Annotated in this window: 24 protein-coding genes; 15 read left to right on the top strand and 9 right to left on the bottom strand. The window is 61.6% G+C overall.

Annotated elements, in window-relative coordinates; translation table 11 throughout:
- Window positions 1–24 precede the first annotated feature (24 nt).
- Window positions 25–1,065, top strand: coding sequence for an Ldh family oxidoreductase (locus tag AC3WJW_RS25855; protein WP_493727942.1), 1,041 nt, complete (start codon window positions 25–27; stop codon window positions 1,063–1,065).
- A gap of 161 nt (window positions 1,066–1,226) precedes the next feature.
- Here the strand turns inward: AC3WJW_RS25855 and AC3WJW_RS25850 are convergent, their stop codons facing one another.
- The gene (locus AC3WJW_RS25850; protein ID WP_015094973.1) at window positions 1,227–1,544 is read right to left on the bottom strand and encodes an ElaB/YgaM/YqjD family protein; all 318 of its coding nucleotides are present in this window, start codon (window positions 1,542–1,544) and stop codon (window positions 1,227–1,229) included.
- Window positions 1,545–1,708: 164 nt separating this feature from the next.
- Between AC3WJW_RS25850 and AC3WJW_RS25845 the strand changes: the two genes are divergently transcribed.
- Window positions 1,709–1,963: a hypothetical protein gene (locus AC3WJW_RS25845; RefSeq protein ID WP_007970091.1), complete on the top strand. Its 255-nt coding sequence runs from the start codon at window positions 1,709–1,711 to the stop codon at window positions 1,961–1,963.
- 9 nt (window positions 1,964–1,972) lie between these two features.
- Here AC3WJW_RS25845 and AC3WJW_RS25840 read toward each other — a convergent pair whose 3' ends face one another.
- The gene (locus tag AC3WJW_RS25840) at window positions 1,973–2,881 is read right to left on the bottom strand and encodes a LysR family transcriptional regulator (RefSeq protein ID WP_493727941.1); all 909 of its coding nucleotides are present in this window, start codon (window positions 2,879–2,881) and stop codon (window positions 1,973–1,975) included.
- 84 nt (window positions 2,882–2,965) lie between these two features.
- Here AC3WJW_RS25840 and AC3WJW_RS25835 point away from each other — a divergent pair, with 84 nt between their 5' ends.
- The 6 genes from AC3WJW_RS25835 (at window position 2,966) to AC3WJW_RS25810 (ending at window position 9,849) form a co-directional block, all read left to right on the top strand.
- A complete protein-coding gene (locus AC3WJW_RS25835) occupies window positions 2,966–3,889 on the top strand; it encodes a carbon-nitrogen hydrolase family protein (RefSeq protein WP_493727940.1) in 924 nt (307 codons plus the stop codon).
- A 135-nt stretch (window positions 3,890–4,024) separates the two neighbouring features.
- Complete coding sequence (locus AC3WJW_RS25830; RefSeq protein ID WP_493727939.1) at window positions 4,025–5,689, top strand: AMP-binding protein; 1,665 nt, start codon at window positions 4,025–4,027, stop codon at window positions 5,687–5,689.
- Window positions 5,690–5,705: 16 nt separating this feature from the next.
- Complete coding sequence (locus AC3WJW_RS25825) at window positions 5,706–6,467, top strand: SDR family NAD(P)-dependent oxidoreductase (protein WP_033047337.1); 762 nt, start codon at window positions 5,706–5,708, stop codon at window positions 6,465–6,467.
- 12 nt (window positions 6,468–6,479) lie between these two features.
- A complete protein-coding gene (locus AC3WJW_RS25820) occupies window positions 6,480–7,673 on the top strand; it encodes an acetyl-CoA C-acyltransferase (RefSeq protein WP_493727938.1) in 1,194 nt (397 codons plus the stop codon).
- 143 nt (window positions 7,674–7,816) lie between these two features.
- Complete coding sequence (locus AC3WJW_RS25815; protein ID WP_493727937.1) at window positions 7,817–8,944, top strand: acyl-CoA dehydrogenase; 1,128 nt, start codon at window positions 7,817–7,819, stop codon at window positions 8,942–8,944.
- A 131-nt stretch (window positions 8,945–9,075) separates the two neighbouring features.
- A complete protein-coding gene (locus AC3WJW_RS25810; protein WP_493727936.1) occupies window positions 9,076–9,849 on the top strand; it encodes an enoyl-CoA hydratase in 774 nt (257 codons plus the stop codon).
- Window positions 9,850–10,026: 177 nt separating this feature from the next.
- On the opposite strand, the gene AC3WJW_RS25805 is transcribed toward AC3WJW_RS25810, so the two are convergent.
- From AC3WJW_RS25805 to AC3WJW_RS25795, 3 genes are all read right to left on the bottom strand, one after another.
- Window positions 10,027–11,178: an acyl-CoA dehydrogenase family protein gene (locus AC3WJW_RS25805; RefSeq protein WP_007970104.1), complete on the bottom strand. Its 1,152-nt coding sequence runs from the start codon at window positions 11,176–11,178 to the stop codon at window positions 10,027–10,029.
- Window positions 11,179–11,181: 3 nt separating this feature from the next.
- A complete protein-coding gene (locus tag AC3WJW_RS25800; protein WP_493727935.1) occupies window positions 11,182–12,288 on the bottom strand; it encodes an enoyl-CoA hydratase/isomerase family protein in 1,107 nt (368 codons plus the stop codon).
- Window positions 12,289–12,452: 164 nt separating this feature from the next.
- Entirely contained in the window at window positions 12,453–13,346 is an 894-nt protein-coding gene (locus AC3WJW_RS25795; RefSeq protein WP_493727934.1) for a LysR family transcriptional regulator, read from the bottom strand.
- A 101-nt stretch (window positions 13,347–13,447) separates the two neighbouring features.
- On the opposite strand from AC3WJW_RS25795, the gene AC3WJW_RS25790 reads away from it, so the two are divergent.
- Both AC3WJW_RS25790 and speB read left to right on the top strand, forming a co-directional pair.
- Complete coding sequence (locus tag AC3WJW_RS25790) at window positions 13,448–14,539, top strand: polyamine ABC transporter substrate-binding protein (protein WP_493727933.1); 1,092 nt, start codon at window positions 13,448–13,450, stop codon at window positions 14,537–14,539.
- Window positions 14,540–14,555: 16 nt separating this feature from the next.
- The gene (speB, locus tag AC3WJW_RS25785) at window positions 14,556–15,515 is read left to right on the top strand and encodes an agmatinase (RefSeq protein WP_493727932.1); all 960 of its coding nucleotides are present in this window, start codon (window positions 14,556–14,558) and stop codon (window positions 15,513–15,515) included.
- A gap of 116 nt (window positions 15,516–15,631) precedes the next feature.
- Here speB and AC3WJW_RS25780 read toward each other — a convergent pair whose 3' ends face one another.
- Complete coding sequence (locus tag AC3WJW_RS25780; protein WP_493727931.1) at window positions 15,632–16,684, bottom strand: aldo/keto reductase; 1,053 nt, start codon at window positions 16,682–16,684, stop codon at window positions 15,632–15,634.
- Window positions 16,685–16,842: 158 nt separating this feature from the next.
- Here AC3WJW_RS25780 and zapE point away from each other — a divergent pair, with 158 nt between their 5' ends.
- The 3 genes from zapE (at window position 16,843) to AC3WJW_RS25765 (ending at window position 19,167) form a co-directional block, all read left to right on the top strand.
- Entirely contained in the window at window positions 16,843–17,961 is a 1,119-nt protein-coding gene (zapE, locus tag AC3WJW_RS25775; protein WP_493727930.1) for a cell division protein ZapE, read from the top strand.
- A gap of 15 nt (window positions 17,962–17,976) precedes the next feature.
- On the top strand, window positions 17,977–18,558 hold the full coding sequence (locus tag AC3WJW_RS25770) for a DinB family protein (RefSeq protein WP_493727929.1): 582 nt from the start codon (window positions 17,977–17,979) through the stop codon (window positions 18,556–18,558).
- A gap of 117 nt (window positions 18,559–18,675) precedes the next feature.
- Window positions 18,676–19,167 carry a GNAT family N-acetyltransferase gene (locus AC3WJW_RS25765; RefSeq protein WP_493727928.1) on the top strand — a complete coding sequence of 164 codons (492 nt, stop codon included), beginning with the start codon at window positions 18,676–18,678 and terminating at the stop codon, window positions 19,165–19,167.
- A 594-nt stretch (window positions 19,168–19,761) separates the two neighbouring features.
- Here AC3WJW_RS25765 and AC3WJW_RS25760 read toward each other — a convergent pair.
- The 3 genes from AC3WJW_RS25760 to AC3WJW_RS25750 all read right to left on the bottom strand — a co-directional run bounded on the left by AC3WJW_RS25760 (window position 19,762) and on the right by AC3WJW_RS25750 (window position 22,243).
- The gene (locus AC3WJW_RS25760; protein ID WP_429387525.1) at window positions 19,762–19,971 is read right to left on the bottom strand and encodes a hypothetical protein; all 210 of its coding nucleotides are present in this window, start codon (window positions 19,969–19,971) and stop codon (window positions 19,762–19,764) included.
- 153 nt (window positions 19,972–20,124) lie between these two features.
- Entirely contained in the window at window positions 20,125–21,861 is a 1,737-nt protein-coding gene (locus tag AC3WJW_RS25755; protein WP_493727927.1) for a phosphoethanolamine transferase CptA, read from the bottom strand.
- A gap of 199 nt (window positions 21,862–22,060) precedes the next feature.
- Entirely contained in the window at window positions 22,061–22,243 is a 183-nt protein-coding gene (locus tag AC3WJW_RS25750; RefSeq protein WP_095966680.1) for a DUF6026 family protein, read from the bottom strand.
- 249 nt (window positions 22,244–22,492) lie between these two features.
- Between AC3WJW_RS25750 and gnd the strand changes: the two genes are divergently transcribed.
- Together gnd and zwf are read left to right on the top strand one after the other, a co-directional pair.
- Window positions 22,493–23,497 (top strand): phosphogluconate dehydrogenase (NAD(+)-dependent, decarboxylating), encoded by a 1,005-nt coding sequence (gnd, locus tag AC3WJW_RS25745; protein ID WP_493727970.1) that lies wholly within the window; start codon window positions 22,493–22,495, stop codon window positions 23,495–23,497.
- Window positions 23,494–25,008, top strand: coding sequence for a glucose-6-phosphate dehydrogenase (gene zwf / locus AC3WJW_RS25740; protein ID WP_102700760.1), 1,515 nt, complete (start codon window positions 23,494–23,496; stop codon window positions 25,006–25,008). The genes gnd and zwf overlap by 4 nt, the downstream gene beginning before the upstream one ends.
- The last annotated feature ends 64 nt before the right edge of the window (window positions 25,009–25,072 follow it).

The following is a 25,072-nucleotide window of genomic DNA, read 5'->3' as shown; positions in this document are numbered from 1 at the left end:
CCAATAATCATTCTGGAGCTTCAGATGTCTGCGCCACACGATCACGCCTCTACTGCGGTCTCGTCACACCTGTCACTCGAAGCGCTGAGCGCTTTGCTGGAGAAGATTTTTCTGCGTCATGGCACCTCGGCCGAGGTTGCCAGGGTGCTGGCGCAAAACTGCGCCGGCGCCGAGCGCGATGGCGCCCACAGTCACGGGGTGTTCCGGATCCCGGGTTATGTTTCGACGCTGCAAAGCGGCTGGGTCAATGGACAGGCCGTTCCGGTGGTCGAAGATGTGGCTTCGGGATTTGTGCGGGTCGATGCCGATAACGGTTTTGCGCAACCGGCCCTGGCGGCGGCACGCGAATTACTGGTGCAGAAGGCCCGAAGTGCGGGTATTGCGGTACTGGCGATCCGTAATTCGCACCATTTCGCCGCCTTGTGGCCGGATGTCGAACCCTTCGCGTATGAGGGGCTGGTAGCGTTGAGCGTGGTCAACAGCATGACCTGCGTGGTGCCCCACGGCGCCGATCGACCTCTGTTCGGTACCAATCCGATTGCCTTCGCCGCGCCACGGGCTGAGGGCGAACCGATTGTCTTTGACCTCGCCACCAGCGCCATTGCCCATGGCGACGTGCAAATTGCCGCACGCCAGGGCGAACGCTTGCCGCAAGGAATGGGCGTGGACAGCCTCGGCCAGCCGACTACCGACCCGAAAGCGATTCTTGAGGGCGGTGCGTTGCTGCCTTTTGGCGGACACAAGGGCTCGGCGTTGTCGATGATGGTCGAGTTGCTTGCGGCGGCGCTGACCGGCGGCAATTTTTCCTTCGAGTTCGACTGGAAGAACCACCCAGGCGCCAAGACGCCCTGGACGGGCCAATTGCTGATCGTGATTGATCCGGCCAAGGCAGCGGGGCAAAGTTTTGCCGAACGCAGCCAGGAACTGGTGCGGCAAATGCACGGTGTCGGCCTGAAGCGTTTGCCGGGTGACCGGCGTCATCATCAGCGCGCCAGGTCGCTGGCCAATGGCATTGAACTGGATGCCCGGACGCTGGCGGACCTGCGGGAGCTGGCGGGGGAGTGATCCGGGGTATTGGCAAATAATGTCCAATTAACGCAACCCCTGTAGGAGCGAGCTTGCTCGCGATGGACTTGAGGGCACCGCGGGGAATCAGATTTCCCGCGTAATCGTTAACGACCATCGCGGGCAAGCCCGCTCCCACAGGGTTCAGTGTTTGCCAGTGCTCAGCGACGCCCCAGCAGCAACCCCACCACCAGGCCGAACCCGGCGGAAATCGCCACGGTTTGCCATGGATGCCCGCCGATATAGGTTTCAGTGGCCTCGACCGCGGGCAGGGTGCGGTTGCGCACGCTGGTTACCGAATCCCTGGCCTGCTGAAGTTTCAGGGCGATTTGTCCGCGAAGGGTATCCGCTTCTTCCCCGACCAGTGAGGCGCTGCTTTTCAGCAGTTTTTCCGACTCTTCGATCAACGATTGAAGTTCGCTGAACGCTTGATCCTTGATTTGATCTTCGGCAGCTTGCGCGGCGGTTTTGCGGGCCATTGAAGTACTCCTTGCGGGTAAGTGGGCAGTGAACAATGGAGTCTGCGGCCGTCGGAAAAGTTGCAGCTATTTTGCCCGGGAAGGTCATCTTGCTGAAAAACCGGCGCAGGACATTTCGCCCTACAGTGTAAGATGTCGCCAATTTTACGCAGCAGGAAATTCCCATGAGCTTCAATCTGGCCGACAAACCCCTCGCCGAGCGCGCTGCGCTTGAAGACGAGAAATCCCGTCTGTTCGAACTCTGGCAAAACAACCTGGGCAAAGCCAAGGGCGAGGCCGCACGGTTGTTTGGTGAACGGGCCAAGCGCAAAGGCAAGTGGGCCGAATGGGTGCGCGCCGAACTGGACGGCATGTCGCCCCCGGAATACGCCAACATGGTGCGCAGCGAAGTCAATCGCCTGATGGCGGCCAACAAATAACATCGGTTGTCAGGCGAAACTCGCGACAATCGCCTCGCGCACTTTCAAAACGACCGGGTCAAGCTGGGTGCTGGTGCGCCAGCCCAGTTCGATCGGGTAGCGCGGCAAGTCCAGAGGGCAGGGCAGCAGTGCCAGGCCGCTGAGCGTCGCGATGCTTCGGGCGGCATGGGCCGGAATGGTCGCCACGGCCTGGCTGCCCTTGAGCAAATGCGGCAGCGCGGCAAAATGCGTGGTCGAGGCGCACACCCGCCGACTCAGGCCCAGCGCCGCCAATCCTTCGTCGGTAATCCCGATAAAACCGCCGGACGACACCAGAATGTGCTCGCGGGACACAAACGCCTCAAGACTGATGCTCTGCTGGCCCTCGACCAGGCTCGACGGGTCCGCCAGGCACAGATAATCACCCTCTCCCAGCACCTGACGGCTGAGCAGCCGCTCGGCAAACCCGCCCGCGGTGATCGCCAGGTCAATGCTGCGTTCCATCAACGCCTGGGCAACGATCTGGCTATGGGTCTGGCGGAAAATCAGGCGCAACTTCGGCGCGCTCCGGGCGATTTCCTCGATCAGTCGGCGACCGTAGGCAATTTCGAAATCGTCCGACATTCCCACGGTGACCGAGCGACCTTCGTACTGCTGCGCAGCCGGATCGACCATCGCCAGGCTCTGCCGGCATTTGTTCAGGGCCTCGCTGACCACCGGCTTGAGCTGATTGGCCTTGAGCGAGGGCGCCAGGCCGCGTCCGGTGCGCACGAACAGTTGATCGCCATACACCTCGCGTAACCGGCGCAAGGCCGCGCTGACGGCCGACTGCGTCACGCCCAGGCGCAAGGCGGCACGGCTGGCGCTGGATTCTTCGTGCAGCGCTTCGAAGACTTTGAGCAGGTTGAGGTCGATGTTGGTGATATTCATCTGGTTCATATCATTCAGCAGTGAATCGGTCTTTATTGATGATCACGTGGCGCCGGAGAATGAGCAACCCCTGATGCGAATGGAGATTTCGTGATGCCCAAATCAATCGTTGCGGCCTTGCAGATTGGCGCCTTGCCCGGTGGCAAGGCCGACACCCTGGAACAGATCCTGTCCTATGAAACCGCGATCATCGAATCCGGCGCCGCGCTGGTGGTGATGCCGGAAGCGCTGCTGGGTGGTTATCCCAAAGGCGAGGGCTTTGGTACGCAGCTTGGTTTTCGGCTGGCGCAAGGTCGCGAAGCCTTTGCCCGCTATTTTGCCAACGCCATCGACGTGCCAGGCGCGGAAACCGAGGCGCTGGCGGCGCTGTCCGCACGCACCGGGGCGAATCTGGTGATCGGCGTCATCGAACGCGCCGGCAGCACCTTGTACTGCACGGCCTTGTACTTTGATCCGCAGGCCGGGCTGCTGGCCAAACACCGCAAGTTGATGCCCACCGGCACCGAACGGCTGATCTGGGGCAAGGGCGATGGTTCGACGCTGCCGGTGATCGACAGCCAGGTCGGGCGCATCGGTGCGGCGGTGTGCTGGGAAAACATGATGCCGCTGCTGCGCACGGCGATGTACGCCAAAGGCGTGGAGGTGTGGTGCGCGCCGACCGTGGACGAACGGGAAATGTGGCAGGTCAGCATGCGCCATATCGCCCATGAGGGGCGTTGTTTCGTGGTCAGCGCCTGTCAGGTCCAGGCATCGCCCCAGGCCCTGGGACTGGATATCGCCAACTGGCCGGCGGATCGGCCGTTGATCGCCGGCGGCAGCGTGATCGTAGGGCCCATGGGCGACATCCTCGCCGGGCCGTTGCGAGATGGCGCCGGTCTGCTGACCGCGCAGATCGATACTGACGACCTCGTGCGCGCCCGCTACGACTATGACGTGGTCGGTCACTACGCTCGCCCGGATGTGTTCGAGCTGACCGTGGACGAGCGCGCTAAACCGGGGGTGCGCTTCACGTCCTGATGCCTGAGGGCTTTGGCCAAACCAGTCAGGCAACTTGATAACTTTGACCATTGCCCGCCACCCCGAGCAGAGCGAGTATTTCCCTGTTGATTACGGTTCCCCCAACCTAATAAGAAACACAGAGGGATTCTGGCAATGCGCGATTACCTGTCTGCTACAGATCAGTTCAACTATCAGCACACCGTCGACGCCGCACTCGCAGGCGACCTGACGGCCCTCAATGCCTGTGTCGAATGCTGTGACCGGCATGCCTTGCCGGGGCGCATCGCGCTTTTCTTGGAGGGGCGCGACGGCGCCAGTGCGACCTACACCTTCACTGATTTGCAGGACAAGGCCGCGCGTTTCGCCAATTACCTGCTGGCCCAGGGCGTGAAGAAGGGCGACAAGGTCGCAGGCCTGCTGCCACGCAACATCGAATTGCTGATCACCGTGTTTGCCGCCTGGCGCATTGGCGCGGTGTATCAACCGCTGTTCACTGCGTTCGGTCCCAAAGCCATCGAGCACCGCCTGAGCTGCTCTGGCGCCAAAGTAGTGGTGACCGATGGGGTGAACCGGCCGAAACTCGCCGAAGTCGCCGACTGCCCGACCATCGTTACCGTCACTGGCCCCAAAGGGCAGGGCCTGGTGCGTGGCGATTGCAGTTTCTGGGCCGAGCTGTCCAACTATTCCGCCGACTGCGAACCCGTGCTGCTGACCGGGGAAGATCCGTTCCTGCTGATGTTCACCTCGGGCACCACCGGCCCGTCGAAAGCGCTGTCGGTGCCGCTCAAGGCCATCGTTGCGTTCAAGAGCTACATCCGCGACGCGGTGGATCTGCGTCCTGAAGACGCCTTCTGGAACGTCGCCGATCCGGGTTGGGCCTACGGCATTTACTACGGTGTCACCGGGCCCATGTCGATGGGGCATCCGATCACCTTTTACGATGGCCCGTTCACCCTCGAAAGCACCTGCCGGGTGATCAACAAGTACGGGATCACCAACCTCACCGGTTCACCGACGGCCTACCGTTTGCTGATTGCCGGCGGTGATGAGTTCGCCAGATCGATCAAGGGCAAGCTGCGGATCGTCAGCAGCGCCGGCGAGCCGCTGAACCCGGAAGTGATCCGTTGGTTCGCCGACAACCTCGGCGTGGTCATCCACGACCACTACGGCCAGACCGAGCTGGGCATGGTGCTGTGCAACCACCATGGCCTTGAACACCCGATCCACATGGGCGCCGCTGGCTTTACTTCGCCGGGCCACCGCATTGTGGTCCTCGATGACGAATACAAGGAACTGGGTGTTGGCCAGCCCGGCATCCTGGCCATCGACCGCAGCCAGTCGCCGATGTGCTGGTTCGCCGGCTACGAAGGCGGGCCGACCAAGGCCTTTGTCGGTGACTACTACCTGAGTGGCGACACCGTCGAGTGGAACCCGGACGGCAGCATCAGCTTCGTCGGTCGCAGCGATGACGTGATCACCACCTCCGGCTACCGGGTCGGTCCGTTCGACGTGGAAAGTGCGCTGATCGAACACCCGGCCGTGGTGGAGGCCGCCGTGGTCGGTAAACCCGATCCGGAGCGTACCGAACTGGTCAAGGCGTTCGTCGTGCTCAGCCCGCAATACCGCGCAGAACCTGCGTTGGCCGAAGAGCTGCGGCAGCACGTGCGCAAGCGCCTGGCGGCGCACTCGTACCCCCGTGAAATCGAATTTGTCAGCGAGTTGCCGAAAACCCCAAGCGGCAAATTGCAGCGCTTTATCTTGCGCAACCAGGAAATCGCCAAGGCTCAAGAGGCTGCGGCGAAAAACCTTCCAGCTTGAATCCAGGGAAACAATGATGCAGATCGAGAACAAGATTTTTATCGTCACCGGTGGTGCTTCCGGCCTCGGTGCAGCCACCGCCGAGGTGCTGGTCGCCGCAGGCGCGAAAGTGATGCTGGTGGACATGAACGCCGAGGCCGTTGCAGCCCAGGCCCAGCGCCTTGGCGCGCACAGCGTGGTGGCGGACATCAGCAACGAAGCGGCGGCCGAAGCGGCCGTGCAGGCGACGGTCGAAGCCTTTGGCGGCCTCAATGGCCTGGTCAATTGCGCCGGCATCGTGCGTGGCGAGAAGATTCTCGGCAAGAACGGTCCGCACTTGCTGTCCAGTTTCAGCCAGGTGATCAACGTCAACCTGATCGGCAGCTTCAACATGCTGCGCCTTGCGGCAGCGGCGATTGCGCAAACCGAAGCGGATGCCGATGGCGAGCGCGGCGTGATCATCAACACCGCGTCTGCCGCGGCATACGACGGTCAGATCGGTCAGGCGGCGTACTCGGCGTCCAAAGGGGCCATCGTCAGCCTGACGTTGCCGGCGGCCCGTGAACTGGCGCGCTTCGGCATCCGTGTGATGACCATCGCCCCGGGCATTTTCGAGACGCCGATGATGGCCGGCATGACCCAGGAAGTTCGCGACTCCCTGGCCGCTGGCGTGCCATTCCCGCCGCGTTTGGGTAAACCGGGCGAGTATGCCGGGCTGGTGAAGCATATTATTGAAAACAGCATGCTCAACGGCGAGGTGATCCGTCTCGACGGTGCCTTGCGCATGGCCGCCAAATAAGGAGGAATTGTCATGACACTGTCCAACGATCCGATTGTAATCGTCAGCGCCGTCCGCACCCCCATGGGCGGATTCCAGGGCGAACTGAAAAGCCTGACCGCGCCGCAACTGGGTGCGGCCGCGATCAAAGCCGCCGTTGAACGTGCCGGCGTTTCCAGTGGCAGCATCGACGAAGTGCTGTTTGGCTGCGTACTGCCGGCCGGCCTTGGCCAGGCCCCTGCGCGCCAGGCGGCACTGGGTGCCGGGCTGGATAAATCGACCCGCTGCACCACCCTGAACAAGATGTGCGGTTCGGGCATGGAAGCGGCGATCCTGGCCCACGACATGCTGGTGGCCGGCAGTGCCGACGTGGTGGTCGCCGGTGGTATGGAAAGCATGTCCAACGCGCCTTACTTGCTGGACCGCGCCCGTGCCGGCTACCGCATGGGCCATGGCCGGGTGCAGGACTCGATGTTCCTGGACGGCCTCGAAGACGCCTACGACAGGGGCCGCCTGATGGGCACCTTCGCCGAAGACTGCGCCGAAACCAACAGCTTCAGCCGTGAGGCCCAGGACGCGTTCGCCATTGCCTCGACCACCCGCGCACAGCAGGCGATCAAGGACGGCAGCTTCAAGGCCGAAATCGTGCCGCTGACCGTGACGGTCGGCAAAGAGCAGGTGGTGATCAGCAACGACGAGCAGCCGCCAAAAGCCAAACTGGACAAGATCGCTTCGTTGAAACCGGCGTTCCGCGAAGGCGGCACGGTGACGGCGGCCAACTCCAGTTCGATCTCCGACGGTGCGGCGGCATTGGTGCTGATGCGCCAGTCCCAGGCACAGAAACAAGGCCTGAAGCCGCTGGCGGTGATCCATGGCCACGCCGCGTTCGCCGATACACCGGGCCTGTTCCCGGTGGCGCCGATTGGCGCGATCAAGAAACTGATGAAGAAAACCGGCTGGTCGCTCAATGACGTCGATCTGGTGGAAGTCAACGAAGCCTTCGCCGTGGTCGGCATGGCCGCGATGACTCACCTGGAAATCCCCCACGAGAAACTCAACGTGCACGGCGGCGCTTGTGCGTTGGGCCACCCGATCGGGGCGTCCGGTGCGCGGATTCTCGTGACCTTGCTGTCGGCCCTGCGCCAGAAAGGCCTGAAACGCGGCGTCGCGGCGATCTGCATCGGTGGCGGTGAAGCGACGGCCATGGCCGTGGAATGCCTGTACTGAGGCAATGCTTTCCAATGTGGGAGCGAGCCTGCTCGCGAATGCGGTTTGTCATCTGACGATGATCTCGACTGACTCGGCCTCTTCGCGAGCAGGCTCGCTCCCACAGGTTCTTGCATTCGGCACGATTTTTTTAAGGATTCACCATGATCCCCAATGACGACCAACAACAAATCCGCGACATGGCCCGGGATTTTGCCCAGGAACGGCTCAAGCCCTTCGCTGCTGAATGGGACCGCGAACACCGCTTCCCCAAGGAAGCCATCGGCGAGATGGCCGGGTTGGGCTTCTTCGGCATGCTGGTGCCGGAGCAGTGGGGCGGATGCGACACCGGTTACCTGGCCTACGCCATGGCGCTCGAAGAAATCGCCGCCGGCGATGGCGCCTGTTCGACCATCATGAGCGTGCACAACTCCGTGGGGTGTGTGCCGATTCTCCACTACGGCAACGACGAGCAGAAGGAGCGCTTCCTCAAGCCGTTGGCCAGCGGCGCGATCCTCGGCGCTTTCGCCCTGACCGAGCCCCAGGCGGGTTCCGACGCCAGCGGCCTGAAAACCCGTGCGCGTCTGGAAGGCGACCACTACGTGCTCAACGGCTGCAAGCAGTTCATCACCTCCGGGCAGAATGCCGGGGTGGTGATCGTGTTTGCGGTGACCGATCCGAACGCCGGCAAGCGTGGCATCAGCGCGTTTATCGTACCGACCGATTCGCCGGGCTATAAAGTCGCGCGGGTCGAGGACAAGCTCGGCCAGCACGCCTCCGACACCTGTCAGATCCTCTTCGAGGACGTGAAGGTGCCGGTGGCCAACCGTTTGGGCGAGGAGGGCGAAGGCTACAGGATCGCCCTGGCTAATCTGGAAGGCGGCCGCGTCGGCATCGCCTCGCAATCGGTGGGCATGGCCCGCGCCGCGTTTGAAGCGGCCCGCGACTACGCCCGTGAGCGCGAAAGCTTCGGCAAGCCGATCATCGAGCATCAGGCCGTGGCGTTCCGCCTGGCGGACATGGCCACCCAGATCGCCGTGGCGCGGCAAATGGTGCACTACGCTGCCGCCCTGCGCGACAGTGGCAAGCCGGCCCTGGTCGAGGCGTCGATGGCCAAGCTGTTCGCCTCGGAAATGGCCGAGAAGGTATGCTCCTCGGCGCTGCAAACCCTCGGCGGATATGGTTACCTCAACGACTTCCCGCTGGAGCGGATCTACCGCGACGTGCGGGTGTGCCAGATCTATGAAGGCACCAGTGACATTCAGCGCATGGTCATCTCGCGCAACCTATAAAAAACAGCCCCCCGTAGGAGCTGCCGCAGGCTGCGATCTTTTGATCTGGCTTTTTGACGACAAGATCAAAAGATCGCAGCCTGCGGCAGCTCCTACAAGGGATCTGGCCTTATGTGAAACAGGAGTTGTTTATGAGCTACGAAACGATTTTGCTGGAAACCCACGGCCGTGTTGGCCTGATCACCCTCAACCGTCCTCAGGCGTTGAACGCGTTGAACGCGCAGATCGTCAGCGAACTGAACCAGGCCCTCGATGGTTTCGAGGCGGATGCGAACATCGGCTGTATCGTCCTGACCGGTTCGAAAAAGGCGTTTGCCGCGGGTGCCGACATCAAGGAAATGGCCGAGCTGACCTATCCGCAGATCTACATCGACGACCTGTTCAGCGACAGCGACCGCGTCGCCAACCGCCGCAAGCCGATCATCGCGGCGGTCAACGGTTTTGCCCTGGGTGGCGGCTGTGAGCTGGCGTTGATGTGCGATTTCATCCTGGCCGGCGACAACGCCAGATTCGGCCAGCCGGAAATCAACCTCGGCGTGTTGCCGGGCATGGGCGGCACCCAGCGCCTGACCCGCGCCGTGGGCAAGGCCAAGGCCATGGAAATGTGCCTGAGCGGGCGTTTGATCGATGCCGTGGAAGCGGAGCGTTGCGGCATCGTGGCGCGGATCGTGCCAAGCGATGAGCTGCTGGATGAAGCGCTGAAAGTCGCGGCGTTGATCGCCAGGAAGTCGCTGCCGATTGCGATGATGGTCAAGGAAAGCGTCAACCGTGCCTTTGAAGTGAGCCTGGCCGAAGGCGTGCGCTTTGAGCGTCGGGTGTTCCATGCGGCGTTTGCGACGCAGGATCAGAAGGAAGGCATGGCGGCGTTCATTGCCAAGCGTGAGGCGGAGTTCGTCGGTAAGTAATGCGGCGTCTTCGCTGACGCCTTCGCGAGCAGGCTCGCTCCCACATTGGATCTCGGTATACATGAGGTCCCTTGTGGGAGCGAGCCTGCTCGCGAAAAGCCCAAGGGCGCCGAGTTGATTCAGGCGCCCCGCGTCATCGTTGACCACCATCGCGAGCGAGCTCGCTCCTACAGGGCTTCAAACCAGATAGTTCTTCAGTTCACGGGCAATCACCATCCGCTGAATCTCGCTCGAACCTTCGTAGATCTGCGTGATCCGCGCATCCCGGTAGTACTTCTCCACCGGATAATCTTCCAGATACCCGTACCCGCCATGAATCTGAATCGCGGACGAACAGACCTTTTCCGCCATTTCCGACGCAAACAGCTTGGCCTGTGACGCCTCCGACAGGCAGGGCTTGCCGGCCGTGCGCAGGCGCGCAGCGTGCAGGATCATCAACCGTGCGGCGTTCAGTTGCATGTGCATGTCGGCCAGCAGGTTGGCGATGCTCTGGTGTTCGTTGATCGTCTTGCCAAACTGCACCCGGTCACGGGAATAGGCCAGCGCCGCTTCGAACGCCGCGCGGGCGATGCCCAGCGCCTGGGCGGCGATGCCGATACGACCGCCTTCGAGGTTGGACAGGGCGATGGCCAGGCCCTTGCCGCGTTCACCCAGCAGATTGGCTTCGGGGATGGTGCAGTTGTTCAGGGTGACGGCGCAGGTGTCGGACGCGCGGATACCCATTTTGTGTTCAGTGCGGTCAACGATAAAACCGGCGGTATCGGTCGGTACCAGGAACGCCGAGATGCCACGCTTGCCCAGGTCCGGATCGGTCACGGCAAATACAATCGCCAGCTTGGCCCGCTTGCCGTTGCTGACGAATTGCTTGGCGCCGTTGATCACCCATTGGCCGTCGCGCAGTTCGGCGCGGGTGCGCAGGTTGTGCGCTTCGGAACCGGCCTGGGGTTCGGTCAGGCAGAAGCAGCCGATGACCTTTCCGCTGGCCAGGTCCGCCAGCCAGGTCTGTTTCTGTTCTTCGCTGCCGTAGTTGAGCACCGGCCCGCAGCCCACGGAGTTGTGGATGCTCATGAAGGCGCCGGTCGCGCCGTCGCCGGCGGAAATCTCTTCTACCGCCAGCGCATAGGCCACGTAGTCGACATAGGTGCCGCCCCATTCCTCGGGGACCACCATGCCCAGCAGGCCCAACTCACCCATCTTCGCCACCAGACCGTCATCGATCCAGCCGGCCTTTTCCCAGGCCTGGGCATGGGGCGCGATTTCGCCACGGGCAAAATCCCGGGCCATGTCGCGGATCATCACTTGCTCTTCGCTCAATTCGATATCGTGCATGGCTCAGCCCTCGTTCCGGTCAAACCCGCTGAAGAAGCTCGCCACGTGTTCGGCGTCCAGCGCCTGGAGGGTGGGCGGGTTCCAGCGTGGTGTCTTGTCTTTGTCGATCAGCAAGGCGCGCACGCCTTCGATCAGGTCACCGCGCTCGAACCACTGGCGGTCCAGGTGCAGCTCAAGGGCGAAACATTGTTCAAGGGGCAGCTCGCGTCCGCGACGGAGCATTTCCAGGGTCACGGCCATGGCCAGCGGTGAGCGGGTTTCCAGCAGGTCGGCGGTGGTGAGGGCCCACTCATGGCTGTCGGCGACCGTTACCTGGCGTAGTTGCTCTACGATACTCGGCACGTCGGGTTGGGCGAAGAAGTGGTCGATGGCCGGACGCAACACACTCAACGGCGCGTCGGGCAGTTGCTGCACGGCGAGTGTTGCCAGCAGGCCCTGCAGGTCCTTGAGCGGCGTGTCATGCCATTCGAGCTGGTCGAGTTTTTCGTCCAGCGTGCCCAGCCTGGCGCTTTCGAGGTACCAGTCGGCCAGGCCGCAATACAGCGCATCGGCGGCGCGAATCTGCACGCCGCTGACGCCCAGGTAAATTCCCAGCTCACCGGGAATGCGCGGCAGGAAGTAACTGCCGCCGACGTCCGGGAAATAGCCGATGCCGACTTCCGGCATGGCCAGGCGGCTTTTCTCGGTGACCACGCGCAGGTCTGCGCCTTGCACCAGGCCCATGCCGCCGCCGAGGACAAAACCGTCCATCAGCGCCAGCACCGGTTTGCGGTAATGGTGGATCGCGAGGTCGAGGGCGTATTCCTCGACGAAGAAATCTTCGTGCAGGGTGTCGCCACTTTTGAAGCTGTCATGCAGCGAACGAATGTCGCCGCCGGCGCAGAAGGCTTTTTCGCCGGCACCGCGCAGGACCACCGCATGCACTTGCGGGTCGTGTGCCCAGGCGTCGAGCTGGCGGTGCAGGTTGCGCACCATGTCCAGGGTCAGGGCATTGAGGCCGGCGGGGCGGTTGAGGGTCAGGTGACCGATGTGGTTGCGAACCTCGGCCAGCACTTCGTTTTGCATGGCATCCATGGACAGCGTCCCCTTCGATGTAACCTGAGCAGTCATCACTAACTCCCTGCTTTTATTGTTCTTTATCGAGATGCTCGCGCGCGAGCGATGGCGGATCGTATCAGTGCAAATTTGCCGTGTACAAGTCGGATAAGTGCAGGTTATCTGTGCATTTTTGCATGTGGATGTCCGGCATTGTTACAGCGTAGACCACGGCGGATTCAGGCAAACGCCGCGAGCAGATCCTCTTCGAAGGCCTTCTGCGCATCACCGGCCACCTGCGCCCGGTGCCGGGCCAGGTGAAACGCGACATCGAAACTCATGTCGCTGCGCCGCACCGACCGCAGCAATCCCTTGTCTTCCCAGGTGCGGGCGAAGTGGCTGGGCAGATAACCGACATGCTTGCCGGACAGGATGAAGGCGAGGGTGCCTTCGACCTGCTCCGAGCGGGCCGAACACCGCTCGCCCTGAAAGGGCTCGTCACTGCGCAGGAAACGGTAGGGGTGACCGACCCGGTCGCTGGCCTGCAGGTCCTGATCGTCCGGGTTTGCGTTGGTGAACAGCGGATGGCCGGGGGCGCAATACAGGTGCTGGGTTTCAATGAACAGTTCGCGGTAGTCAAACGCGCTTTGCACCTGCGAGAAGTAGCCGATGGCCAGGTCCAGCCGCTGTTGCAGCAGCAAGCGCTCCATCTCGCCGGGCATGGCGCTGATCAGCTCGATGCGCACCGACTCGTCCCGTTCACGAAAGCGCCGGATCGCCTCGGCCACCCGCTGCAGCACCGATTGATCCAGCGCCTCGGACAGGCCCAGACGCACTTCGCCGATCAAACGCCCGGCGACGCCGTTGGATTGATGGCGGAAGGCTTCGATGGACTCGAACAAGCCCCGGGTGGCGCTGAGGAGTTGTTCGCCCTTGGGCGTGATCCTGAACCCGCCTTTACCGCGACTGCACAGCCGATAACCGAGGCGGGTTTCCAGCCTGGCCATTTGCTGGCTGATGCTCGACTGGCTCAACCCCAGTTGGCCCTGGGCGGCGCTGAAACCGCCGCACTCCACCACGCTGACAAACAGACGCAACAGGTGCAGGTCCAGATCATGCAGTTGGCCGAGCATCAAACATTACTCCGTCATAAAGTCAGGTTAATTAACTTGATATTTTACCAATGTATCCGACGACGCATCCTGCAACCACTTCCTCTGGTCAGGTGTTCGTCATGGCTCCCATGTTCAAGCTGTGTTTACCCGCGCTGTTCCTTGCCATGGCCGCGGTGGCCCAGGCCGAGGACAAGGTGGTCAATCTGTACAGTTGGGCCGGTTACGTCGCCCCCGAAACCCTGCAACGGTTCGAGCAGGAAACCGGCATCCATGTGCGCTACGACACCTTTGACTCTTCGGAAGTGCTGGAGACCAAATTGCTCACCGGCGGCAGCGGTTATGACGTGGTGGTGCCGTCCTCCAGCGTGCTGGCCCGGGGCCTTGCCGCCGGGGCGTTGAAACCGATTCCCCACGAAGGCCTCAAGGGTTACGCCAACCTCGATCCGGATTTGCTGGAAAAGCTCGCCGTCGTCGATCCCGGCAACCGCTATGGCGTGCCTTACACCTGGGGCACCCTGGGTTTGGGCATGAATGTCGAGGCGCTCAAGCAGCGCTTGCCGGACGTACCGCTCAACAGCCTGGACCTGCTGTTCAAACCCGAGTACGCGAGCAAGCTGAAGGATTGCGGCATCGCCATTCTCGATTCGCCCCAGGAGGTGATCGGACTCGCTCTGCATTACCTGGGTAAAGATCCCTACAGCACCGACAAGAACGATCTGTCAGCCGCCGTGGCGTTGTTGCATCAGCTGCAGCCGAACGTGCTGTACGTCGCCACTGGGCGGCAGATCAGCGACCTGGCCAATGGCAGCGTGTGCCTGGCGTTGACCTACAACGGTGACGCGAGCATGGCTGCCGACCAGGCGCGCAAAGCCAACAAACCCTATGAAATTGCCTACCGGATTCCCCGGGAGGGCACCCTCGTCTGGCAGGACAACCTGGCGATTCCAAAGGACGCGCCGCACCCCGAAGCCGCCCGTGCCTTTATCGAGTTCATGTTGCGCCCCGAGTCCGTGGCGGCACTGACCAACACCCTGTTCTTCGCCACGGCGAACCAGGCCGCCACGCCGCTGGTGGATGAAGCGGTGCGCACCGACCCGGACATCTACCCGTTGGCCGATGTGCGCGAGCGGCTGTACGCCGACCGCAGCATGAACCTCAAGGACCTGCGTCAGCGCACCCGCCTGTGGACCACCTTCCGTAGTCGCCAATAAGAAAAAGGAGCCTTCAATGGACGTCCCGATGCAAAACGATCAAGCCCTTACCCGTGACAGCCTTTACGGCACGGCCGCCGAAAGCACCTACGCCGGTATCACCAGTTTCATGCGTCGCCGCTACAGCCGTGACTTGCGCGGGGTCGACGTGGCGGTCAGCGGTGTGCCGTTCGACACCGCCACCAGCAACCGCCCCGGCGCACGCTTCGGACCACGGGGCATTCGCGCCGCCTCCGCCGGGATCGCCTGGGAACGGCACTGGCCGTGGGCCTTCGATCCGTTCGATCATCTGGCAGTAATCGATTTCGGCGATTGCAAATTCGATTACGGTTCGCCGCAATCGACGCCGGAATGCATCGAGGCCCACGCCGAGCACATCCTCAACGCCGGCACGGCGATGCTGACCTTTGGCGGCGACCACTTCATTACCTATCCGCTGCTCAAGGCCCATGCCCGCAAGCACGGGGCATTGTCGCTGATCCACTTCGATGCTCACAGCGACACCTGGCCGGACGAAGAGGGCAAGCGCATCGACCACGGCACCATGTTCTGGCACGCGGCCAGGGAAGGGCTGGTGGATCCGTCGCGCTCGGTGCAAATCGGCTTGCGCACCACCAATGACGATCACCAGGGCTTTCAGGTACTGGACGCGCGGCAAGTGCATCGCCGTGGCTGCGAAGCGATTGTCGAGGCGATTCGCGAGCGGGTCGGCGATAACCCGGTGTACCTGACCTTCGACATCGACTGCCTCGATCCGGCGTTCGCTCCGGGTACAGGAACGCCGGTGTGCGGCGGCCTGAGCACGGTGCAGGCGCTGGAGATCCTCGGCGGCCTGCGCGGGATCAATCTGGTGGGCATGGACGTGGTGGAAGTGGCGCCGGCCTATGACAGTGCGGAGATCACCTCGCTGGCGGCGGCGACGCTGGCGATGGAGATGCTGTGTCTGTATGCGGCCAGGCATAAGGTCGATCGGTAAAACACAATCCCTCTGTGGGAGCGAGCCTGCTCGCGAAAGCGGTGTGTCAGTGGGTGCAGCGGTAGACTGACACTCCCCATTCGCGAGCAGGCTCGCTCCCACAGTCTGGATTTGTGTCAGGCGACGGGAATGATTGGCAGGTCGAGGACCCTGCCACCACTGAACCGCGCGAACGAACCGGCAATGGATTCGTGCGGCACGCCTTTGGCCACGTCACTGACACCGTCCAGCCGTGCCAGCTGATCAGCGCTCAACTGCACATTCAGCGCGCCCAGCGTGGCGTCCAGTTGCTCACGAGTACGAGAGCCGAGGATTGGAATCAGCGCCGTGGTCGAGCGCCTGGCCTTTTCCCGCAACCAGGCAATGGCCACGTGGGTCGGGCTGGCGTCGAGTTCTGCGGCGACGTCGATCAAGGTGTCGAGCAGGGCGGTTTCGCGGGCGCTTTTTTCAGCATGAATCAGCACGCCGAGCTTGTTTGCGCGATTGTCACCTTCACTGTTGCGATACTTGCCGGTCAGGAAGCCACCACCCAGCGGCGACCACAGCGTCGCGGCCAGGCCAAGGGCTTCGGCCATCGGCAGTTGTTCGCGCTCGGCGCTGCGTTCGGCGAGGCTGTATTCGACCTGGATCGCAGCGATCGGCGCAAAACCTCGGACTTCGGCCAGCAGGTCGGCACGGGCGATACGCCACGCGGGGAAGTTCGACAGCCCGGCATAGTGAATCTTGCCGGCACTGACCAGGTCGTCGAAGCCGCGCAGGATCTCTTCCATGGGGGTGACGCCGTCGCTCATGTGGGCCCAGAACAGGTCGATGTGATCGGTCTTCAGTCGTTTAAGGCTCTCTTCGACGGCGCGCACCATGTTCTTGCGGCTGTTGCCGGTGTGGGAAATACCGGCCGCCGGTGTAGTCCCCAGAGTGTATTTGGTGGCGATGACCAGGCTATCCCGTTCCGCCTGGATGAATTCGCTGAGCATGGCTTCGGACTGTCCGCCCTGATAGCCATTGGCGGTGTCGATGAAGTTGCCGCCGGCTTCAAGGTAGCCATCAAAAATGCGCCTGGCTTCGTCACGCTCGGCACCATGGCCCCAGCCGGTACCGAAATTGCCGGCGCCCAGGGCCAGTTCGGACACTCGCAAGCCGGTTTTACGACCGAAAACTTTGTAATGCATGGGATAACTCCAGAGGGATGACGGCAGGATTTATAAATGATGCGTGACATGTATTAAATATTATGCCGATCATTTAAATCGTCAAGGTGCATTTCTTTCCTGCACAAAACCGCCGATCGCCGGTCACGGCATCAATGCGCAATGGCATACTGCCGCCCATGACTATCGAATCCCCCTTAAGCGCCTGGCAGCACGCGATCGAGCAAAAGGGCTTCGTCCAGGACGAAGCCCAGGAGCATGCCGTATGGGCGTTGCAAAAATGCCACGAAGCGCTGCATGAAGGCCGCTCACCCGTTTCCGGCGTATACCTGTGGGGGCCGGTGGGGCGGGGTAAGACCTGGTTGATGGACCAGTTCTACCAAAGCCTGCGAGTACCGGCGCGGCGCCAGCACTTTCACCACTTCATGGGCTGGGTGCACCAGCGTTCGTTTCAACTGACCGGCACCGCCGACCCGCTCAAGGCGTTGGCCCGTGAGTTGTCCGAAGCAGTGCGCGTGCTGTGTTTCGACGAGTTGTTCGTCAATGACATCGGCGACGCGATCATTCTCGGGCGCCTGTTCCAGGTGATGTTCGAGCAGGGCGTAGTGGTGGTCTGCACCTCCAACCTGCCGCCGGACCAGTTGTACGCCGACGGCTTCAATCGTGACCGTTTCATGCCCGCCATCGCCGCGATCAAGCAACACATGCAGGTGATTGCGGTGGATGGCGGGGAAGACCATCGCCTGCATCCGGGGGCCGCTTCACAGCGCTATTGGGTGGCGGACCCAGGCAAGCCCGGTGCGCTGGGAGAGGTGTTCCAGACGTTGAGCGACGGCCAGTCGGCATCGTGCGAGCCGGTCCCGGTCGGTTACCGCTCGCTGGAAGTGGTCAAGGCCAGCCCGACCGTGCTCTGGACCCGCTACGCCGCGCTGTGCGAGCAACCCTTCGCAGCCATGGATTTCATCGCCCTGTGCGATACCTACGGCGCTATTCTGTTGGGGGACGTACCCAACCTCAGCGCGCAAAAACGTGCCGGGCGCATTGCCCGCGGTACCGAGGACGGTGTCGAGCGGGTGGAAGCGGGGGACCGCGAGCTGCCGCAATTGTCGGTGCATGACGACGGCGTAAGGCGTTTCATCGCGCTGGTGGACGAGTGCTACGACCGCAAGGTGCCGCTGTACCTTGAGGCGCAAGTGCCGATGGCAGCACTTTATACCGAGGGTTATCTGGAATTCCCGTTCCGCCGTACCCTCAGTCGATTGCAGGAAATGCAGTTGCAACGGTTTACCGAAGTCTGATCGGGAGCAGCACACATGAATCAGCCCCTGTCGCACCACCTGCTGACCATGGCTTATCAGAATGCCTGGGCCAACCACCGACTGGCCAAGGCCTGGAGGCAGTTGAGCGCGCAGGAGTTGATCGCCGCACGGGTCAGCTTTTTCCCCAGCATCCGCGCGACCCTCAACCACATCCTCACCTGCGACTGGTTTTATGTGGATGCGCTGGAGCGCGAAATGCGCGGAGACGATCCGCATCCCGATTGCCGGGTGTTTTTCAAGGAAGACGAACCCTGCCTCATCGCGTCGGACCTGGTTCGTGAACAGGCCCATGTCGACCGTCGATTGATCGCTTACTGCGAGCAGCTGCGCGACGCCAGCCTCGGCAAAATCGTGACCATCGCCCGCGACACGCCGCAACACGACAGCCGTCTGCGCCTGCTGTCCCATCTGTTCGAACACCAGATCCATCATCGCGGCCAGGTTCACGCCATGCTCAGCGGCACCTCGGTCAAGCCGCCGCAACTCGACGAGTTTTTCTGCGCCGGCGAGTCGCACTTGCGGGCCGAGGATTTTGCCGAGCTGGGGTGGACGGAAGCATTGATCTGGGGCGTTTGAACGCCAAAGAATTGCGCGGTGGTGATTGTCGATACCCGGGTGCTCGCGCTATGGTCCGCCGGCACTTCAGCGTGAAATACATGCTGGGGGCTACTTCATGTGTGATCGAGGATGGAAATGGACTCCGCAGAAATTCTTGTGCTTCAGGCCAGCTACACCAATCCGGTGCATGCCGAGGCTATTTGTCTGGTGTTGAACCACTACGCCGAGGACCCGATGGGGGGCGGCCAGCCGTTGCCGGCCCATGTACTGGAGCAACTCCCGGCAGAGCTTGCCAGGCGCCCCCACGCTTTCAGTGTGCTGGCCTTTGTCGGGGGCGAACCGGCCGGGTTGGTCAATTGCTTCGAGGGGTTCTCGACCTTTGCCTGCCGGCCGCTGGTCAATGTGCACGACGTGTCGGTGGTAAAAAAATTTCGCGGCCTGGGCCTGAGCCAGAAGATGCTGCAAAAGGTCGAGGACATTGCCCGTCAGCGTGGCTGCTGCAAGCTCACCCTGGAAGTGCTGGAAGGCAATGCCGTGGCGCAGGGAGCTTATGAAAAGGCCGGTTTCGCCGCCGGCATGTTCGACCCGGCCCATGGACGCATGCTGTTCTGGACCAAGAGCCTCTAACTCGACAGAACGTTTTTTTGGGTTTTTCACTTTCCCCGTGGGCGCGGTCCCCTGTAGGAGCTGGCGCAGCCTGCGATCTTTTGATCTTCAAACGTCAAAAGATCGCAGCCTTCGGCAGCTCCTACGGGATTGGTGTAGGCCCTTTGATCACGGGTGTACGCGGTCAATGTAGGAGCTGGCGCAGCCTGCGATCTTTTGATTTTTAAACGTCAAAAGATCGCAGCCTTCGGCAGCTCCTACAGGATTGGCGTACGCCTTTTGATCACGGGTGTACGCGGTCGATGTAGGAGCTGGCGCAGCCTGCGATCTTTTGATTTTTAAACGTCAAAAGATCGCAGCCTTCGGCAGCTCCTACGGGATTGGCCTACGCCCTTTGATCACGGGTGTACGCGGTCGATGTAGGAGCTGGCGCAGCCTGCGATGGTCGTTAACGATGACGCGGGTGAGCGGGATGAACGCGGCGCACTTGGGGCCATCGCCAGCAGGTTGGCTCCTACAGTGTCAGTGTCCCGGGTATGCGTGAGACCCCAAAAAAAGGGCGTCCATCAGGACGCCCAAACGGTCTTCTGCGACTGTAGAGCCGCAATCAAAGGATCATTTCGGTCTGTAGGTTTCTGTCATTTGCGCGGTTTGATCGTCAGGCACCCGTAGTTCGGTGCTTTGGATCGGATGGCCGAGGGCTGCTTGCTGGGCCAGTCGCAGACTTTCGTAGTAATAGCGCATGCGTTCGGCTCCACCTTCGGCGAATGCGCTGGTCGAACCCAGCGCCATCAGGCCGGCGAGGATCACGGCGGTGCGTTTCATGGTATGCCTCCCACTCAAGATGTCGGATGCCTTTCGTCCATGAATCAATGAAGCAGTGTCGAAATGGCATTATCCGCCGATTCGCTTAAATGGGAATTAACTTCATCGCTTGCCTTCCCATGAAAAAGGGGCCGGAACCGGCCCCTGAAAGGATTACTGCTGAACGACCGCGGGTGACGTTTTCGGCTTCATCAGGCTGAAGTCGATCAGCGCGCGCTGCTCACGCTCATAGGGGTTGCCGATCATCAATGGCCGGGCCTTGAAACTGTCGCTGACCACACTCTTGCTGCGGTCGAGTTCGTCGAAGCTCAGGCCTGCCAGATCGGCCCAGGTGTGGATCAGGTGAGAGCTGCTGTAAGGACGCGACAGATCGCCGGCGAGGGTCCAGTCATGGCCTGCCCGCCATTTCGGCGAAGCCCAGGCCATGAACGGAATGGTGTACATCGGCGCCGTCGGCTTATTCTCGTTGCGCCCCAGGGTACTGTGACCCGCGGAATCGAACACGTCTTCGCCATGGTCGGAGAGGTACAGCAGGAAGCCGTTCGGATCGGTTCTGGCGTAGTCCTTGATCAGGCTGGACACCACGAAGTCGTTGTACAGCACGGCATTGTCATAGCTGTTGTATGTCGGCACCTGATCGTCACGTACGCCAGCCGGAACGCCATTGCGGTCCTGGAACCTGTCGAAGGTCGACGGGTAGCGGTACTGGTAGCTCATGTGCGTGCCGAGCAGATGCACGACGATGAGTTTGCGCGGTGCCTCGTCGGCCAGGGCCTTGTTGAACGGCTCTATCACGTCGCCGTCGTACTGCGCGGCGTTCTGGTTGCGGTTGTTGTTCAGGTACACCTGTTCGTCGGCCTGTTCGGAGAAGGTCGTGAGCATGGTGTTGCGCTTGGTCATGGTCTGCTGGTTGGTGATCCAGAAGGTTTTGTAACCGGCCTGTTTCATCATGCTGACCAGCGATGGCGTCGACAGGTACAGGTCCGGGTTTTCTTCGTCGGCGAAGGTCAGGACCTGTTGCAGCGCTTCAATGGTGTAGGGGCGCGGGGTGATGACGTTGTCGAAAACGTCCAGTTGATCCTTGAGCTTGTCCAGTTCCGGCGTGGTTTGCCGTGGGTAACCGTACAGGCTCATGCGCTGACGGTTGGTGGACTCGCCGATCACCAGCACCAGGGTCGCAGGCGTGTTGGCCGTGGCGTCCTTGAGGTTGTGCAGCGGTGCAATCCTGCTGGCGCTGTTGAGCATGTCCTGCATGCCGGCCAGGGTTTCCAGGTAACGGTGATAGGCCACGGCCATCTGCCATGGCACCGCCGGTTCGATGCGGGTTTCGAACTTGTCGAAGCCTTCGGCAAAACTGCCGGTGCGCGCGGTTTGCTTGATCAGCGGATAACCGACCACTGCCACGACAATGGCCACCGCTGCAGTGATCGCCTTGCCACGGGGCAGGTACACCGGGCGCAGGCGAGTCCACAGGAAATAGGCGAATGCTGTGTGGGCCAGGAACGCCGGGATCATCCACCAGGCAAAGTACTGGGTCATGTACTCGCCGGCTTCAGCCACGTTCGACTCGAACATGATGAAGATGACGCTCTGGGAAAACTCCTGCTGGTAAATGAAGAAGTAGCCCAGGCTCGCCATGGAGCACGCCCACAGCACGACGCCGATCACGGCAGCCATGACACGGGTCTGTTTGGGGAACAGCAGCATCGGTGCCAGCCAGATGGCGCTCATGACGAAGGCCTGGCGGAACCCGGTAAACCCGGAGGTGCCCGTCAGCTGGATCAACAGTTGGGTAATGCCGGAAAAGTACCAGAAGAATACAAACAGCCAGACGAATCCGGCCCAATCAAAACCTGCCGCAGTCGTTTTGCTGCGTTCGAACAAAGACATTCAGCGCTCCAGCCGAGAATTCACTACCACCGCCGGGACTTGGAAATCGCGGACGACGAACGAGGGCCGCGCGGAACCGGGCGGCCTGGAACTTGTAATTATCGTGAGACAATTGTGAAAATTTCGTGAGTTGCCGGAGGCGGCAGAGCGTGAGCCGGTGCGGAAGCAGTGCAGACTGCTCCCGCTTGAGACGGGGGAATCAGGCGAGTGGGGCGCGTTGCACCGCAACCAGGGGTTGCGTCTGACCCGTTTGCAGCAGCAGTCGCAACTGCGCCAGCTCCTGTTTCAATTGATCGCGTTCGTCCTTCAACTGACGCAATTCATCGCGACGGATAGTGACGTAAAGGGTTTGTGCTGGCAGTGCGGTATGTACTGTGCCCATTGCTCACCTCGCAAATGGCGTGTCTCAACTGTAGAGCCGCGTCGAAATCAACGGCTGATCTACTATCGGCGCCAATTTTGATTTCTTTTGCTCCGGAAGGGAACTTTTTTATTTTTCATTGTCGTTGTGTCTTCGGCTTGATTCCCGACGTTATCCATCAGGATCGGGCACAATGCCCGGAAACTTCACGCCAACGCTCTGGACTAACCTCATGAGTCGCGTTGGGCTATAACCTTTGACACACATTTTATTTGTAGTAGGGAGCATCAGCACATGCAACTCGGGATTATTGGACTGGGCCGCATGGGCGGCAATATTGCGCGGCGCCTGATGCTCAACGGGCACACCACCGTTGTTTACGACCGCAATACCGCCTTTGTCGAAGCCCTGTCCGCTGAGGGTTCCACCGGCGTCACGGATCTGCCTGCGCTGGTCGCTGGCCTGGCCACGCCGCGCGCGGTGTGGGTCATGCTGCCGGCAGGCGCGCCGACCGAAGAGACCATCGACACCCTGAGCACCTTGCTCGAAGCCGGCGACACCATCATCGACGGCGGCAACACCTTCTATAAGGACGATATCCGCCGCGCCAAAACCCTGGCGGAAAAAGGCCTGCATTACATCGACGTCGGTACATCCGGCGGCGTCTGGGGCCTGGAGCGTGGCTACTGCATGATGATCGGCGGCGATGCCGCGACCGTGACGCGTCTCGACCCGCTGTTCGCAACCCTGGCCCCGGGCATGGGTGACATCCCGCGTACCAAGGACCGCAAGTCCGACGACGATCGTGCCGAGCGTGGCTACATTCACGCCGGTCCCGCCGGTGCCGGGCATTTCGTGAAGATGATCCACAACGGCATCGAATACGGAATGATGCAGGCCTTCGCCGAAGGCTTCGACATCCTGCAAACCAAAAACAGCGAGAGCCTGCCAGCCGACCAGCGTTTCGACCTGAACGTCGCCGACATCGCCGAAGTCTGGCGTCGTGGCAGCGTGGTGTCCTCGTGGTTGCTCGACCTGACGGCCGAAGCCCTGGCCAGTGATCCGAAGCTCGACGGTTTCTCCGGGTCGGTGGCCGACAGCGGTGAAGGTCGCTGGACCATCGAAGCGGCGATGGAGCAAGCGGTGCCGGTGCCGGTGCTGTCGAACTCGCTGTTTTCCCGCTACCGCTCGCGCGGCCAGGGCACCTTTGGCGACAAGGTTCTCTCGGCCCAGCGCTTCGGCTTCGGCGGCCACGTGGAGACCTCGAAAAAATGACCCATGTGATCCGCAGGAAATCCAAGGCTGAGCCTGCACCCGCGACGACGCTGTTTCTTTTTGGCGCCCATGGTGACCTGGTCAAGCGTCTGTTGGTGCCGGCGCTGTATAACCTCAAGCGCAACGGGCTGCTCGGGGATGGACTGCGGATCATCGGCGTTGACCACAACGCCATCAGCGATGAAGGTTTTGCGCAAAAGCTCGAAGACTTCATTCGAAACGAGATGGCTGGCAAGGGTGATCACACCCTTGATCCAGTGGTCTGGTCCAGACTTGCCAAAGGCATCAGCTACGTCCAGGGCGATTTCCTGGACGACAGCACTTATCAAGCGCTGGCGGCGAAAATCGCCGACAGCGGAACCGGCAATGCGGTGTTCTACCTGGCCACCGCGCCGCGTTTCTTCAGTGAGGTGGCGCGCCGACTCGGTGCCGCCGGGTTGCTGGAAGAAACCCCCGAGGCCTTCAGAAGGGTGGTGATCGAAAAGCCCTTCGGCTCCGACCTGCAAACGGCCGAGGCCTTGAATGCCTGCCTGCTCAAGGTGATGACGGAAAAGCAGATCTACCGGATCGATCACTACCTGGGCAAAGAGACCGTGCAGAACATTCTGGTCAGCCGGTTCTCCAACAGCCTGTTCGAAGCGTTCTGGAACAATCACTACATCGACCACGTGCAGATCACCGCCGCTGAAACCGTCGGCGTGGAAACCCGTGGCAGTTTTTATGAGCACACGGGTGCGCTACGGGACATGGTGCCCAATCACCTGTTCCAGTTGCTGGCGATGGTGGCGATGGAACCTCCCGCCGCGTTTGGCGCCGATGCGGTGCGTGGCGAGAAAGCCAAGGTCGTCGGCGCGATCAGGCCCTGGACGGTCGAGGAGGCCCGCGCCAACTCGGTGCGCGGCCAATACGCCGCGGGTGAAATCGACGGCAAGGCGCTGCCGGGCTATCGCCAGGAAGACAAGGTCGCACCCGACAGCAATACCGAAACCTATGTGGCCCTCAAGGTCATGATCGATAACTGGCGCTGGGTCGGGGTGCCGTTCTACCTGCGCACCGGCAAGCGCATGAGCGTGCGTGACACCGAGATCGTCATCTGTTTCAAGCCGGCGCCCTATGCGCAGTTTCGCGATACCGAGGTCGATGAGTTGCAGCCGACTTATTTGCGCATTCAGATCCAGCCGAACGAAGGCATGTGGTTCGACCTGTTGGCCAAGCGTCCCGGTCAGGCCCTGAAAATGGACAACATCGAGCTGGGGTTTGCCTACAAGGATTTCTTCGAGATGCAGCCGTCCACGGGCTACGAAACCCTGATCTACGATTGCCTGACCGGCGATCAGACGTTGTTTCAGCGCGCCGACAACATCGAGAACGGCTGGCGCGCCGTGCAGCCGTTCCTCGATGCCTGGCAGCAGGACGCCAGCGTGCAGAGCTATGCCGCCGGGGAAAACGGCCCGAAGGCCGGCGAAGAATTGCTCACCCGTGACGGTCGCGTCTGGCACCGCCTCGGATAATGTGGGAGCGAGCTTGCTCGCGATAGCGGTCTGTCAGGCACTTGGATGTGAATGTGCCGCCGCC

The organism is Pseudomonas sp. GW821-FHT07G06, from assembly GCF_058986625.1.
This window is presented reverse-complemented; position numbering and strand designations above follow the sequence as displayed.

Bases quoted from the DNA above. Each gene is read 5' to 3' on its own strand.
- AC3WJW_RS25840 (WP_493727941.1), bottom strand. From the start codon at position 2,881: ATGAACCAGATGAATATCACCAACATCGACCTCAACCTGCTCAAAGTC.
- AC3WJW_RS25750 (WP_095966680.1), bottom strand. From the start codon at position 22,243: ATGGGCACAGTACATACCGCACTGCCAGCACAAACCCTTTACGTCACT.
- AC3WJW_RS25765 (WP_493727928.1), top strand. From the start codon at position 18,676: ATGGACTCCGCAGAAATTCTTGTGCTTCAGGCCAGCTACACCAATCCG.
- AC3WJW_RS25815 (WP_493727937.1), top strand. From the start codon at position 7,817: ATGATCCCCAATGACGACCAACAACAAATCCGCGACATGGCCCGGGAT.
- AC3WJW_RS25780 (WP_493727931.1), bottom strand. From the start codon at position 16,684: ATGCATTACAAAGTTTTCGGTCGTAAAACCGGCTTGCGAGTGTCCGAA.
- zapE (WP_493727930.1), top strand. From the start codon at position 16,843: ATGACTATCGAATCCCCCTTAAGCGCCTGGCAGCACGCGATCGAGCAA.
- AC3WJW_RS25820 (WP_493727938.1), top strand. From the start codon at position 6,480: ATGACACTGTCCAACGATCCGATTGTAATCGTCAGCGCCGTCCGCACC.
- AC3WJW_RS25850 (WP_015094973.1), bottom strand. From the start codon at position 1,544: ATGGCCCGCAAAACCGCCGCGCAAGCTGCCGAAGATCAAATCAAGGAT.
- AC3WJW_RS25825 (WP_033047337.1), top strand. From the start codon at position 5,706: ATGCAGATCGAGAACAAGATTTTTATCGTCACCGGTGGTGCTTCCGGC.
- zwf (WP_102700760.1), top strand. From the start codon at position 23,494: ATGACCCATGTGATCCGCAGGAAATCCAAGGCTGAGCCTGCACCCGCG.
- AC3WJW_RS25845 (WP_007970091.1), top strand. From the start codon at position 1,709: ATGAGCTTCAATCTGGCCGACAAACCCCTCGCCGAGCGCGCTGCGCTT.
- AC3WJW_RS25830 (WP_493727939.1), top strand. From the start codon at position 4,025: ATGCGCGATTACCTGTCTGCTACAGATCAGTTCAACTATCAGCACACC.
- AC3WJW_RS25810 (WP_493727936.1), top strand. From the start codon at position 9,076: ATGAGCTACGAAACGATTTTGCTGGAAACCCACGGCCGTGTTGGCCTG.
- AC3WJW_RS25760 (WP_429387525.1), bottom strand. From the start codon at position 19,971: ATGAAACGCACCGCCGTGATCCTCGCCGGCCTGATGGCGCTGGGTTCG.
- AC3WJW_RS25790 (WP_493727933.1), top strand. From the start codon at position 13,448: ATGGCTCCCATGTTCAAGCTGTGTTTACCCGCGCTGTTCCTTGCCATG.
- AC3WJW_RS25800 (WP_493727935.1), bottom strand. From the start codon at position 12,288: ATGACTGCTCAGGTTACATCGAAGGGGACGCTGTCCATGGATGCCATG.
- AC3WJW_RS25835 (WP_493727940.1), top strand. From the start codon at position 2,966: ATGCCCAAATCAATCGTTGCGGCCTTGCAGATTGGCGCCTTGCCCGGT.
- AC3WJW_RS25855 (WP_493727942.1), top strand. From the start codon at position 25: ATGTCTGCGCCACACGATCACGCCTCTACTGCGGTCTCGTCACACCTG.
- speB (WP_493727932.1), top strand. From the start codon at position 14,556: ATGGACGTCCCGATGCAAAACGATCAAGCCCTTACCCGTGACAGCCTT.
- AC3WJW_RS25755 (WP_493727927.1), bottom strand. From the start codon at position 21,861: ATGTCTTTGTTCGAACGCAGCAAAACGACTGCGGCAGGTTTTGATTGG.
- AC3WJW_RS25770 (WP_493727929.1), top strand. From the start codon at position 17,977: ATGAATCAGCCCCTGTCGCACCACCTGCTGACCATGGCTTATCAGAAT.
- AC3WJW_RS25795 (WP_493727934.1), bottom strand. From the start codon at position 13,346: ATGCTCGGCCAACTGCATGATCTGGACCTGCACCTGTTGCGTCTGTTT.
- AC3WJW_RS25805 (WP_007970104.1), bottom strand. From the start codon at position 11,178: ATGCACGATATCGAATTGAGCGAAGAGCAAGTGATGATCCGCGACATG.